Raw genomic sequence first — 11,981 nt, forward strand, 5'->3', positions numbered from 1 at the left:
TTAAAGTTGTGTCAATGAGCGCTGCCAGCCGGGAGTTTTAGGAAAAGTGCGTTCTTTTTTCTCTGCCGCTCAGGCGTATGATTTATGGTCAATATCCATATTAAATAAAGGGAATTGACATGCCCGTTAACGAAAGGATTAATCCCACATCGGGTACCCCGATTAATCCGGGAGGGGTCCGACAGCTCACGATTGGTGAAATCGCCCTCGCGAAGACGCTTTACGGTTACAGCATCCGTTATCATCTGGTGTGGGTACACAGAGAAAGCTATCTTCCTTTTAATCTGCAACCAGTTGATTTGGCGATGAGTCCCAATGGGGAGATGTGGTACAGAGAGGAAACGTATTCGCCGGATTTTTCGCTAGAAGATGACATTGTTAAAAAACATCGATTCATGCATGAGATGATGCATGTCTGGCAAACTCAAAAAGGAATGTTTGTCAGAACTAGAGGATTATTTTCCGGTATTGCTGACTATACTTATAGCTTAGATAAAGTAGATTTATTGCATTATGGGTTAGAGCAGCAAGCATCAATTGTAAGCGATTACTGGTTATTGAAATACTTTGGTTTGGAGAGGAATGAAGAATTATTACAATACAGAGACTTAAAACTTAGGGAAAGCTTGTATTTCCTTCTGCAGAAATACAAAAATGTCTTAAAGGGATTTCCAGGATGAAAAACATATTTATCATCTTTATCCTCTGCATTTTAATAACTGGATGTCCAGGAGGTAATCGCGCCCCCAAAAACAGATTTACGTTTATTAATGGCAACCACTTATGTTTTAGCATCGATAAAAATGATGTCCTGAACTTTTACACCATTTATTCAAGCAAAGATCATAAAATTACTATCGTAACAGGGTCGGAATATAAAAATTTAAACATCTCCTACCCGGACACATGTTTAAATATAAAATGGGAGAATGGACGTACTTACGTTATTCATTACGGATTAAACAATAAAAAATATGTACACCAATTTGATGTCGATAATAACGGAAAACAAATCAACTTAGGAGAATTATAATGTCATTACCCGCTTACTTATTTCTCTTCGATGAGAACGGAATGCAGGTTCAGGGCGACTGTATGATGCCAGGCCGGGAAGGTGCTATTGAAATCATGAACAGCAGTTATGGCATTAAGCAGGCAGTGGACAGCCATACCGGGAATATGACCGGAACACGGCAGCATAGTCCGGTTACCGTACATAAGCAATTAGATAAAGTGAGCCCTTATCTTGCCGTTGCCGCCTGCGAGGGCAGACGGCTGCAAAAAGCCATTATCAAATATTATGAAATTGTTGAAGCGGGAGCAGAAAGAGAGATCTACACCATTACGCTTGATAGCGTGGTGATCTCATCTCTGGATTTCACGCATGTTTATTACCCGGGCAGCTCAGCCCCGAATATGCATGAAGTTGTGGGACTTCGATTCCGGGGCATTCAGTGGAATTATGTGAAAGGCAATATTCTTTATGCCGATGCATGGATGAAACCAGCTCAGAAAGAGAAGAGCAACGCATAATTTACCTGGCTCATAAAGATCAATGCATGCTGCTGCTCAGAAACGGCGATCCTGGCATTCCCTGGATCGCCTGGTTAATCTTAAGCGCTACCCTTTTCCACTTTCGTTCACGGGCAAATCCCCCGTATCAATTAACGCTCCCGGAAACGTCTCCAGCCACTTCATCATCTTCAGTTTGTTGGTATACGTTGCACTGACGCCTTCCAGACAGCCCCACAGCTCACGGGAATTTTGCGGCGTAATCACAATACAATCCGGCATCACGCGGATCTTCACGGCTATTCCTGCTTTAAACCCTGCGCGGGTTAACCACGCGCCGGTTAACGGCAGATAGTTGCGCTCCATTCGAGTATAAAGTTCCACACAGGCGGAATCCGCCTCTCCTCTTTCATGAATATACGCAGAGTGAACCGGCTCGTCATGCAACGCCCGGGTGCGTTTTTTGCGTAGCTTCTCGCGATTTTCTTGCTGAATCTCTAGATCTGCATTTTCTGTTTGGGCAATAGCCCGCTCTGGCATAGAATTCTTCGCAGCCATAATCAACTCCGTCCTGTTTAGTTGTTTGTGGTTAGCGGTATGAAGGTGGTCGCACACCTTTGTACCGCGATTCCTTTCCTTACCTTTTTACATATTCTTCATAACTCGATTGCTGGGTTAACTACCGCTATTATACTATCATGGGTAAATGTACAGGTGTGTTATGTAGTGAAATGTTTGAAAAATGCGAGGCAACTCGAGGAACATATAAAATAATGAATAAAACCTTAAAATACAAACTTTGATAAAAACATTATAACGGATATTGGGTTACAATCTCATTGATACTTACGCTGCCGATAGAAGAAAATCTTCAAATTACATTGTAAAAGAATAAAAAATCACTTCCAAAAAAAAATTTTTCTTTTATACTTAGAATGTTTTATATAATTGAGACTATGTGTAATTCACAGAGGTATTAGAAAAATGAGCATTAAGAATCTAAAAGATATGATAACTCAACAAAAGCAAGAGGAAGAAAAAGATCAGGGAGATGTATTCATCCCTGAGCAACAAATTAAAGAATATATTGAGCTAGTTGAACGTCTTTACAAACTCACTACAGACTCTATCGCTGAATTAATTAATGAAGGTTTGATTCAAGTCCAAAGAGAAAAAACTAGAATTTATGAAGAGTCTGTCGGGGAATATGAAATTGATTCATTATTTCTTTCTATTAACTCTAAAAAAATAAAATTTATTCCTGCAGGAACTATGTTGATCGGTTCAAAAGGGCGTGTTGATGTATTTGGTCCATTTGGATCAGAAAAATTTATGCTTATAAGAAAAGGTGTTAAAAATCCAAGAGATCTCATCAATGTAACTGTAAGCATCGGAAGTAGTAAGGAAAATAAAGAGGAAAAAGAACGTCCTCAAAGATTAACCGTTGATGATTGGGAATGGAAAACATTACCTAGTGATAACCGTTGGGTTAAATTTGATGATGTTACTTCTGATACAATAACAGATCTTATCATGAGAATGATAAATGGCTAGAGTGCATTCAATTAAAAAATCTGGAAAGCATTTAGATATTGATTATGTTTGTTATAAAAAGGCAAACTTAGACCATTCTATAAATCTTTTTTATTCAGCTAAGAACCCAAACTATAATGCAGATTTTGTGGGGATGAATCCAGATGAAATCAATAACACTAAAGAAGATATGCTAAGGGAAAATGATATAACACATTCCTTGCTTATTTTAACAACAATTGAAGCTCTTATCAGGCTCGATGCAGATAAAAAATACTGTGATAAAAAGAAAAATGGTTTTTCAAGACAAATAAAAGAAATTTACGATAAAACTAAAGGGGAAAGGATACGGCTTGAAGAAGATTTAATTAATACTCGCATGAATGAGGATAGCGTAAGTCTTCGACGTTCATATAATGAATTAAAAAAGTGTTTTAAATATAGACACTGGCTTGCTCATGGCAGATATTGGGATCCAAAAAGAATTACTGAAGTCGATTTTGATTCAATAAAAATATTAATCAGTTCAATATTAACCGCAACGGCAATTGCATTTGAAATTGATTGAAGTTATGGGAGATATCAGCTTACTGATATCTCCCATAATATAAAAATAGCACTACCACATCATAAAATACCTAAACATCATTCATATCTGTTAATTATTAGCAACTACCAGAATCTTCAAACTAATTAAATTTTTATATAACCCCGTCACCATCGCCATAGTATGACGACGGTCCTTCACTTATTCCCACGACTCAAACATCCGGGAACATCACGCTATTCCCCGGCGCTTCCCTGTGCAGATGGATAAAGTTCAGGTGCCGCTCATACTGGTCCAGAATGTCCGTAATTACCTGCTCCTTGCTGTAATCCATCAAATCATTTCCCTGGCTGCCTTCAAGCAGGAAGGTTTCCAGCCGGTAGTAGGTCGACTTCCCGCTGCGCGCCCGGTAGGTAAAACCGGGAACCGAGTACTGCTGCGGCCAGATCTGATAGACAAAGTTCTGCTCGTCGCCCATATGCACCAACAGATCCAGGTGCCCCAGCGTTTCGCCCTCTTCCGGCGGCAGTTTTTTCAGCTCCACGTACGCGCCGCGCAGCTTCAGCTCCTGCGCCACTTCTTCCATTGCCGGGAAGCAGACGGTTTCCATCATCTGTTTGGTGTAACGCGTGCCCGGGTAGTTCATCAGGCGCGAGAGGCGTTTCTTCCAGCTCAGCCTGTCCTGCGCGCCCAGCGGACGCGGCGCGGTGTCGCGGCTGGCGCTGACGCGGCGGTAGTCTTCCACCTTGAGCGATTTATACAGCCCAGCCATCACGAAGAAGATCACGAAGCTGAACGGCAGTCCCATGATCACCGTGGTGTTCTGCAGCGCCGAGATGCCGTTGGTCATCAGCATCCCGAGCGTCAACAGGCCGATGGCGACGGACCAGAAGATGCGCAGCCAGTTCGGCGCGTCGCTGTTGATGTCCTTGAGCTTCGAGGTGAAGTTCCCCAGCACCAGCGCGCCGGAGTCCGCCGAGGTGACGTAGAACAGCAGGCCGGTAATGGTCGCCACGGAGGCGCTAAAGGTGAACGCCGGGTACTGCGCCAGCAGGCTGTAGAAGCCGCGCTCCGGGTGCGCCATGGCTTCCTGCGCGAAGGTTGCATTGCCGTGGATGATCTCGTGCAGCGCGCTGTTGCCGAAAATCGACAGCCACAGCAGGGTGAAGGTGAACGGGATAATCAGCGTGCCCATCACGAACTGGCGGATGGTGCGCCCGCGCGAAATGCGCGCCAGGAACAGGCCGACAAACGGCGACCACGCCACCCACCACGCCCAGAAGAACAGCGTCCAGTTGTTCATCCACTCCACCGGGCGGTCGAAGGCGAAGCTGTTCAGCGTCATGCCCATAAAGCGGTTCACGTAGTCGCCCACGTTGAGCACTAAGGCATTGAGCAGGAACGAGGTGTCACCCATAAACAGCACGAACAGGATCAGGCCCAGTGCCAGCGCCACGTTCAGCTCAGAGAGCACGCGGATGCCCTTATCCACGCCGGAGGTCACCGAAATGGTGGCGATAATCACCGACAGCGCAATCAGCGCCGCTTTGGCCGCCATCGAATCCGGGATGTCAAACAGCACGCTCAGCCCGTAGTTGAGCTGTACCACGCCAATCCCGAGCGTTGTCGCAATACCGAAGATGGTGCCGATCACCGCCGCAATGTCGACGCTGTGGCCAATCGGGCCGTTGATCTTTTTACCGAAGATCGGATACAGCGCGGAGCGGATGGTGAGGGGCAAATTATAACGATAGCTAAAGTATCCGAGCGCCATCCCCATCAGGGCGTACATCGACCAGCCCGTCAGGCCATAGTGGAACAGCGTCCAGACCATCGCCTGGCGCGCGGCCTCCATCGTCTGCCCTGCTCCTTCCGGCGGCTGCATATACTGCGTAACCGGTTCCGCCACGGAGAAGAACATCAGGTCGATGCCGATGCCCGCGGCAAACAGCATCGCGGCCCAGCTCAGCAGGCTGAACTCGGGTTTAGACTGCTCCGGCCCGAGCTTCACCGAACCAAAGCGCGAGCAGGCAATGCAGACCACGAAGACAATATAAAGCGTCGCCGCCAGCAGGTAGTACCAGCCGAAGGTCTTCGACACCCAGTTCAGGGTGCGCCCAATCCACTCGGCAGAAAAATCACGAAAGAAGATCGTCGTCAGGGAAAACAACAAAATCAGCCCGGCGGATGTATAAAAAACGACCGGGTTGATTTTGTCTTTTTCTCTGTCATGTGAAAGGTCTGTCATCCAGTATCCCCACTGTTTTTGTAACTATTAAAATCCAAATCCGCAACAATTAAGACACATTTTATATTGAACGTCCAATCAAAAACCGCTTTAATGTATTACCAACGCTGATGAATGGAGTGGCAAAAATGCCCAAAGTGGGGATGCAGCCGATCCGGCGCAGGCAGCTTATTGACGCCACGCTGGAAGCAATAAATGAAGTGGGCATGCATGACGCGACGATCGCGCAGATCGCCCGTCGGGCGGGCGTTTCCACGGGGATCATCAGTCACTACTTCAAAGACAAAAACGGTCTGCTGGAAGCGACCATGCGCGACATCACCGGCCAGCTACGCGATGCGGTATTAAGCCGTCTGCACGCCCTGCCGGACGGCAGCGCGGAGCAGCGTTTGCAGGCGATTGTCGGCGGCAACTTCGATGAAACCCAGGTAAGCGGCGCGGCGATGAAGGCCTGGCTGGCCTTCTGGGCAAGCAGCATGCACCAGCCGATGCTCTACCGCCTGCAGCAGGTAAGCAGCCGCCGATTGCTGTCGAACCTGGTCTACGAGTTTCGCCGCGAACTGCCGCGCGAGCAGGCCCAGGAGGCGGGCTACGGGCTGGCGGCGCTGATCGACGGGCTGTGGCTGCGCGCCGCGCTGAGCGGCAAGCCGCTGGATAAGACCCTGGCGCAGTCGCTCACCAGCCACTTTATCAGCCAGCATTTACCGACCGAATAACCGAGGAGAATTTATGTCCCGAATGGCAGAACAGCAGCTTTATATCAATGGTGGTTATACATCCGCCACCAGCGGTCGCACCTTCGAGACCATCAACCCGGCCAACGGTGAAGTTCTGGCGAGCGTACAGGCCGCCGGGCGTGAAGACGTCGACCGCGCCGTGGAAAGCGCAACACGCGGGCAAAAAATCTGGGCGGCGATGACCGCCATGGAGCGCTCGCGCATCCTGCGTCGCGCCGTCGATATCCTGCGCGAGCGCAACGACGAGCTGGCAACGCTGGAAACCCTCGACACCGGTAAAGCGTATTCCGAAACCTCAACCGTGGATATCGTCACCGGCGCGGACGTGCTGGAGTACTACGCGGGGCTGATCCCGGCGCTGGAAGGCAGCCAGATCCCGCTGCGCGAGACCTCATTCGTCTACACCCGTCGCGAGCCGCTGGGCGTGGTGGCGGGCATCGGCGCGTGGAACTACCCGATCCAGATCGCCCTGTGGAAATCCGCCCCGGCGCTGGCGGCGGGCAACGCGATGGTCTTCAAGCCGAGCGAGGTTACTCCGCTCACCGCCCTCAAGCTTGCCGAGATCTACACCGAGGCGGGCGTGCCGGACGGCGTGTTTAACGTCCTGCCGGGCGTGGGCGCGGAGACCGGCCAGTACCTGACCGAACATCCGGGCATCGCCAAAGTCTCGTTCACCGGCGGCGTCGCCAGCGGCAAAAAGGTGATGGCCAACTCGGCGTCCTCGTCCCTGAAAGAGGTGACGATGGAGTTGGGCGGCAAATCCCCGCTGATTATTTTTGACGATGCGGATCTGGATCTCGCGGCGGACATCGCCATGATGGCGAACTTCTTCAGCTCCGGCCAGGTGTGCACCAACGGCACCCGCGTGTTCGTCCCCGCGAAATTCAAGGCCGGGTTTGAGCAGAAAATCGTTGAGCGCGTGGGCCGCATCCGCGCGGGCGATCTGTTCGATGAAAACACCAACTTTGGCCCGATGGTCAGCTTCCCGCATCGCGACAGCGTGCTGCGCTACATCGCCAAAGGCAAAGAGGAAGGCGCGCGCGTGCTGTGCGGCGGCGACGTGCTGAAGGGTGAAGGCTTCGATAACGGCGCGTGGGTCGCCCCGACCGTGTTCACCGACTGCACCGACGAGATGACCATCGTGCGCGAAGAGATCTTCGGCCCGGTGATGTCCATCCTCACCTACGAATCCGATGAAGAAGCGATCCGCCGCGCCAACGATACCGACTACGGTCTGGCGGCGGGCATCGTCACCGCCGACCTGAACCGCGCGCATGGCGCGATTCATCAGCTCGAAGCGGGCATCTGCTGGATCAACACCTGGGGTGAATCCGCCGCGGAGATGCCGGTCGGCGGCTACAAGCACTCCGGCATTGGCCGCGAAAACGGCGTGATGACGCTGCAGAGCTATACCCAGGTGAAGTCCATCCAGGTTGAGATGGGTAAATTCCAGTCCATATTTTAACCGGGAGGTTTATTTGCACTTTGACTACATCATTATCGGGGCCGGCTCTGCCGGCAACGTACTGGCTACACGACTGACTGAAGATCCGAACACCACCGTCCTGCTGCTTGAGGCGGGCGGGCCGGATTACCGCTTTGACTTCCGCACCCAGATGCCCGCCGCGCTGGCGTTTCCGCTGCAGGGCAAGCGCTACAACTGGGCGTATGAAACCGAGCCAGAGCCGCACATGAACAACCGCCGTATGGAGTGCGGACGCGGTAAAGGGCTGGGCGGCTCGTCGCTGATCAACGGCATGTGCTACGTGCGCGGCAACGCGATGGATCTGGACAACTGGGCGAAAGAACCGGGTCTGGAGCACTGGAGCTACCTCAACTGCCTGCCCTACTACCGCAAGGCTGAGACGCGCGACGTGGGGCCAAACGACTACCACGGCGGCGACGGTCCGGTGAGCGTCACCACCTCCAAACCGGGCGTTAACCCGCTGTTTGAAGCGATGGTGGAAGCGGGCGTGCAGGCGGGCTACCCGCGCACCGAGGATCTCAACGGCTACCAGCAGGAAGGTTTCGGCCCGATGGACCGCACGGTCACGCCGCAGGGCCGACGCGCCAGCACCGCGCGCGGCTATCTGGACCAGGCGAAACCGCGCCCGAACCTGACCATCCGCACCCACGCCATGACCGATCGCATTATCTTTAACGGCAAGCGCGCGGCGGGCGTCGAGTGGCTGGAGGGCGAAAGCACCATTCCGTCCAAAGCGACGGCGAACAAAGAGGTGCTGCTGTGCGCCGGGGCCATTGCCTCTCCGCAGATCCTCCAGCGCTCCGGCGTGGGTAGCGCGGAACTGCTGAAGCAGTTTGATATTCCGCTGGTGCACAACCTGCCCGGCGTGGGGGAAAACCTGCAGGATCACCTGGAGATGTACCTCCAGTATGAATGTAAGGAGCCGGTTTCCCTCTACCCTGCCCTGCAGTGGTGGAACCAGCCGAAGATTGGCGCTGAGTGGCTATTTGGCGGCACCGGCGTGGGCGCGAGCAACCATTTCGAAGCGGGCGGGTTTATCCGCAGCCGCGAAGAGTTCGAGTGGCCGAACATTCAGTACCATTTCCTGCCGGTGGCGATTAACTATAACGGCTCCAACGCGGTTAAAGAGCACGGCTTCCAGTGCCACGTGGGCTCCATGCGCTCCCCGAGCCGCGGGCACGTGCGTATCAAATCACGCGATCCGCACCAGCATCCGGCGATCCTGTTCAACTATATGTCCCACGAGCAGGACTGGCAGGAGTTCCGCGACGCGATCCGCATCACCCGCGAGATCATGCACCAGCCGGCGCTGGACAAGTACCGTGGCCGGGAAATCAGCCCGGGCGTCGAATGCCAGACCGACGAGCAACTGGACGAGTTCGTGCGTAACCACGCCGAAACCGCGTTCCACCCGTGCGGCACCTGCAAGATGGGCTACGACGAGATGGCGGTGGTCGACGGTGAAGGCCGCGTTCACGGGCTGGAAGGGCTGCGCGTGGTGGATGCGTCGATCATGCCGCAGATTATTACCGGCAACCTGAACGCTACCACCATTATGATCGGTGAGAAAATTGCCGATGCCATTCGCGGCAGCGAGCCGCTGGCGAAGAGCACGGCGGCGTATTATGTGGCGAACGGGGCGCCGGTTCGCCGCTGAGTGCGAACGGCTCCCCTCACCCTAACCCTCTCCTCTTTGGGGAGAGGGCTGGGGTTAGGGGAAAGCTTTTAACCTCGAAATTCCTCAAGCTTTTTAATCTGCCGCCCTTCCCCGTCGAAATTCTCCGCCGCCAGCCAGGCGCGCAGCTCCGCATCCCTTTGCGGCCATTCGCCGTCAATAATCGAGAGCATATCGCTGTCGCGGGTGCGCCCTTTACGCACCAGCTTCTGGCGCATTCGCCCTTCCCAGACAAAGCCCAGCCGCTCGGCCGCGTTGCGAGAAGCGGTGTTCATCGAATCGCACTTCCACTCCAGCCGCCGGTAGCCGTGTTCAAACGCATTTTTCAGCAACAGCCACACCGTTTCGGTGCCCATCCGGGTACCTTTCATCTTCCGCGACCAGGTCACGTGGCCGATCTCCACCGATCCCAGCAGCCGCTCGTTAGCCATATAGCTCACCAGCCCCACCGCTTTTTCAGTGCGTAAATCGATCACCGCATAAGGGACCAGATCGTCATCCATCACCTTGCCGAGCACCCAGTGCGCGGTGGCTTCCACGCTTTCAGGCTGCGTGCTGGCAAGCCACGTCCAGTCGCTGTCGTCGCCCAACGCGTAGGCTTCATAGAGATCGGCCGCGTGGCGATCGGCATCCAGCGGCTCCAGACGGCAGTACTGGCCGAACAGCGGCGTGCGGGTTAACGCCCGCGCGCCTTTCCAGCCTGGAACGATATCGTTAACGGTTTGACCATGTTGATTGATTTCGGGCACGGCGATGACTCCCTGAAAGGTAAGGAGTTTGTTATAGCAGGTTAAAAAGCGGGCGAAAAGAGAGGATTTACAGGCCGGGTAACGTGGAACCGCCACCCGGCATAGAATTACTTCAGCAGCTTGACCGTCGCGTCGATGTCGATTTCATCTTCGGTAAAGATCATCGTCGTGTTCTGGAAGGTAGTGATCGCCAGCTTCTTCACCGTACGCATTTCGCCCGGCTTCTTGTCGGATTTTGGTTTGATGCTGTTCATCAGCAGCCCCACCGACAGCACCGCGTTCTCTTTGTCGATTTTGGTATCAACGGGCTCTTCTTCGCTGAATACCACGAAGGATTTGATCGAGGTGAGCTTCACGCGCTCGCCCGCAATATAGAGGTGCTTACTTTCGGGGATCACCTTCACCGCATAGGCGGAGAGGCCTTTAGTATTGGTGGTTGGCTCGAAGGTCACCGCAGCGTCTTTCTTAATCAGATCGGGGTTCGCGACCTTAATCACATGAAAATAGCGGTTGTCGCCGTTTTCATCTTTGATAAATCCAAAGCCTTTATCTTTAAACCACGTTGTGATTGTACCGTTCATCGCTGTTACCGCCTGTCAGATCGTAATGACTAAAGTTTTGCAGCGCGCAGTGTAATGCACAATGGCGGAGGAGACAAAAAAAAGCCCCTGCACGGAGGCAGGGGAAAACTCATGTCAGAGCTTTTTAGTATTGTGTATTTAGTTGAACACCATCCCACCATCAATTAAGAGCGACTGGCCGGTCATGTAGTCGGAATCCGGCCCGGCGAGGTATGAGACGCAGGCGGCGACATCTTCCGGCTCGGACAAACGGCCAAGCGTAATGCGTTTGGCAAAGGTTTCTGTCCCGTAGCCGAGCGGTTTACCCGCCGCCTCGGAGACCTGGCGGTCGATTTCCGCCCACATCGGCGTTTTGACGATGCCCGGGCAGTAGGCGTTAACGGTGATCCCCAGCGGCGCAAGGTCCCGTGCGGCCGTCTGGGTTAAGCCGCGTACCGCGAACTTGCTGGAACTGTAGACCGCCAGCTCAGGGTTGCCGGTGTGGCCCGCCTGGGAGCAGGCGTTGATGATTTTGCCGCCGTGCCCCTCTTTGCGAAACGCGTCGATGGCAGCCTGAATGCCCCAAATCACTCCTTTCACGTTGATGTTGTAGACCTTGTCGACAATCTCCGGCGTGATGGATTCGATGGGCGTAGACGGCGCAATCCCGGCGTTATTGACGATAACGTTGAAGCCACCCAGCGCGGTACGGGCTTTCTCCACCGCGGCAAATACCTGCTCGCGGTCAGAAACATCGACCTTCACGGCGACGGCGTTGCCGCCGTTTCGGATGATCTCATCGGCGACGGCCCTTGCCGTCTCATCGTTATAGTCGGCGATGGCGACGGCAAAGCCATCTTTCACCAGACGAAGCGCAATCGCTTTACCAATCCCCTGGCCTGAGCCTGTTACGAGAGCCACTTTTTGCATTTCT

The 11,981-nt window shown here is 52.9% G+C and carries 13 protein-coding genes; 8 read left to right on the forward strand and 5 right to left on the reverse strand.

Features of this window, described 5'->3' with window-relative positions; genetic code table 11:
* The first annotated feature begins 119 nt into the window (after window positions 1–119).
* Genes D5066_RS04215 through D5066_RS04225 form a run of 3 tightly spaced genes read left to right on the forward strand, consistent with a single transcriptional unit; the run spans window position 120 to window position 1,533 of the window.
* A complete protein-coding gene (locus tag D5066_RS04215; RefSeq protein ID WP_119915150.1) occupies window positions 120–680 on the forward strand; it encodes a type IV secretion protein Rhs in 561 nt (186 codons plus the stop codon).
* Window positions 677–1,033 carry a putative T6SS immunity periplasmic lipoprotein gene (locus D5066_RS23240; protein WP_119915151.1) on the forward strand — a complete coding sequence of 119 codons (357 nt, stop codon included), beginning with the start codon at window positions 677–679 and terminating at the stop codon, window positions 1,031–1,033. The genes D5066_RS04215 and D5066_RS23240 overlap by 4 nt, the downstream gene beginning before the upstream one ends.
* Entirely contained in the window at window positions 1,033–1,533 is a 501-nt protein-coding gene (locus D5066_RS04225) for an Hcp family type VI secretion system effector (RefSeq protein WP_086524315.1), read from the forward strand. Before D5066_RS23240 ends, D5066_RS04225 begins: the two co-directional genes overlap by 1 nt.
* 87 nt (window positions 1,534–1,620) lie before the next feature.
* Here D5066_RS04225 and D5066_RS04230 read toward each other — a convergent pair whose 3' ends face one another.
* Window positions 1,621–2,070, reverse strand: a complete 450-nt coding sequence (locus D5066_RS04230; protein WP_119915152.1) for a SymE family type I addiction module toxin — start codon at window positions 2,068–2,070, stop codon at window positions 1,621–1,623.
* Window positions 2,071–2,496: 426 nt separating this feature from the next.
* On the opposite strand from D5066_RS04230, the gene D5066_RS04235 reads away from it, so the two are divergent.
* Both D5066_RS04235 and D5066_RS04240 read left to right on the forward strand, forming a co-directional pair.
* Window positions 2,497–3,066, forward strand: coding sequence for a hypothetical protein (locus D5066_RS04235; RefSeq protein ID WP_119915153.1), 570 nt, complete (start codon window positions 2,497–2,499; stop codon window positions 3,064–3,066).
* On the forward strand, window positions 3,059–3,613 hold the full coding sequence (locus tag D5066_RS04240) for a hypothetical protein (protein ID WP_119915154.1): 555 nt from the start codon (window positions 3,059–3,061) through the stop codon (window positions 3,611–3,613). The genes D5066_RS04235 and D5066_RS04240 overlap by 8 nt, the downstream gene beginning before the upstream one ends.
* 193 nt (window positions 3,614–3,806) lie before the next feature.
* Here D5066_RS04240 and betT read toward each other — a convergent pair whose 3' ends face one another.
* Window positions 3,807–5,840 (reverse strand): choline BCCT transporter BetT, encoded by a 2,034-nt coding sequence (gene betT, locus D5066_RS04245; RefSeq protein WP_119915155.1) that lies wholly within the window; start codon window positions 5,838–5,840, stop codon window positions 3,807–3,809.
* Window positions 5,841–5,968: 128 nt separating this feature from the next.
* Here betT and betI point away from each other — a divergent pair, with 128 nt between their 5' ends.
* Genes betI through betA form a run of 3 tightly spaced genes read left to right on the forward strand, consistent with a single transcriptional unit; the run spans window position 5,969 to window position 9,720 of the window.
* A complete protein-coding gene (betI, locus tag D5066_RS04250; RefSeq protein WP_119915156.1) occupies window positions 5,969–6,556 on the forward strand; it encodes a transcriptional regulator BetI in 588 nt (195 codons plus the stop codon).
* A 13-nt stretch (window positions 6,557–6,569) separates the two neighbouring features.
* A complete protein-coding gene (betB, locus tag D5066_RS04255; RefSeq protein ID WP_119915157.1) occupies window positions 6,570–8,042 on the forward strand; it encodes a betaine-aldehyde dehydrogenase in 1,473 nt (490 codons plus the stop codon).
* Between the two features lie 13 nt (window positions 8,043–8,055).
* The gene (gene betA, locus D5066_RS04260; protein WP_119915158.1) at window positions 8,056–9,720 is read left to right on the forward strand and encodes a choline dehydrogenase; all 1,665 of its coding nucleotides are present in this window, start codon (window positions 8,056–8,058) and stop codon (window positions 9,718–9,720) included.
* Between the two features lie 68 nt (window positions 9,721–9,788).
* Here the strand turns inward: betA and D5066_RS04265 are convergent, their stop codons facing one another.
* From D5066_RS04265 to D5066_RS04275, 3 genes are all read right to left on the reverse strand, one after another.
* On the reverse strand, window positions 9,789–10,487 hold the full coding sequence (locus D5066_RS04265; RefSeq protein WP_119915159.1) for a GNAT family N-acetyltransferase: 699 nt from the start codon (window positions 10,485–10,487) through the stop codon (window positions 9,789–9,791).
* Window positions 10,488–10,594: 107 nt separating this feature from the next.
* Window positions 10,595–11,068: a cold-shock protein gene (locus tag D5066_RS04270; protein ID WP_119915160.1), complete on the reverse strand. Its 474-nt coding sequence runs from the start codon at window positions 11,066–11,068 to the stop codon at window positions 10,595–10,597.
* Between the two features lie 138 nt (window positions 11,069–11,206).
* Window positions 11,207–11,977: a (S)-acetoin forming diacetyl reductase gene (locus tag D5066_RS04275; RefSeq protein WP_080327965.1), complete on the reverse strand. Its 771-nt coding sequence runs from the start codon at window positions 11,975–11,977 to the stop codon at window positions 11,207–11,209.
* Window positions 11,978–11,981: the final 4 nt, after the last annotated feature.

It is taken from the genome of Enterobacter chuandaensis (genome assembly GCF_003594915.1).
Lineage (GTDB): Bacteria > Pseudomonadota > Gammaproteobacteria > Enterobacterales > Enterobacteriaceae > Enterobacter > Enterobacter chuandaensis.

Excerpts from the sequence above, each read along its gene's own strand:
- D5066_RS04215 (WP_119915150.1), top strand. The coding sequence starts at position 120 with ATGCCCGTTAACGAAAGGATTAATCCCACATCGGGTACCCCGATTAAT.
- D5066_RS23240 (WP_119915151.1), top strand. The coding sequence starts at position 677 with ATGAAAAACATATTTATCATCTTTATCCTCTGCATTTTAATAACTGGA.
- D5066_RS04225 (WP_086524315.1), top strand. The coding sequence starts at position 1,033 with ATGTCATTACCCGCTTACTTATTTCTCTTCGATGAGAACGGAATGCAG.
- D5066_RS04230 (WP_119915152.1), bottom strand. The coding sequence starts at position 2,070 with ATGGCTGCGAAGAATTCTATGCCAGAGCGGGCTATTGCCCAAACAGAA.
- D5066_RS04235 (WP_119915153.1), top strand. The coding sequence starts at position 2,497 with ATGAGCATTAAGAATCTAAAAGATATGATAACTCAACAAAAGCAAGAG.
- D5066_RS04240 (WP_119915154.1), top strand. The coding sequence starts at position 3,059 with ATGGCTAGAGTGCATTCAATTAAAAAATCTGGAAAGCATTTAGATATT.
- betT (WP_119915155.1), bottom strand. The coding sequence starts at position 5,840 with ATGACAGACCTTTCACATGACAGAGAAAAAGACAAAATCAACCCGGTC.
- betI (WP_119915156.1), top strand. The coding sequence starts at position 5,969 with ATGCCCAAAGTGGGGATGCAGCCGATCCGGCGCAGGCAGCTTATTGAC.
- betB (WP_119915157.1), top strand. The coding sequence starts at position 6,570 with ATGTCCCGAATGGCAGAACAGCAGCTTTATATCAATGGTGGTTATACA.
- D5066_RS04270 (WP_119915160.1), bottom strand. The coding sequence starts at position 11,068 with ATGAACGGTACAATCACAACGTGGTTTAAAGATAAAGGCTTTGGATTT.
- D5066_RS04275 (WP_080327965.1), bottom strand. The coding sequence starts at position 11,977 with ATGCAAAAAGTGGCTCTCGTAACAGGCTCAGGCCAGGGGATTGGTAAA.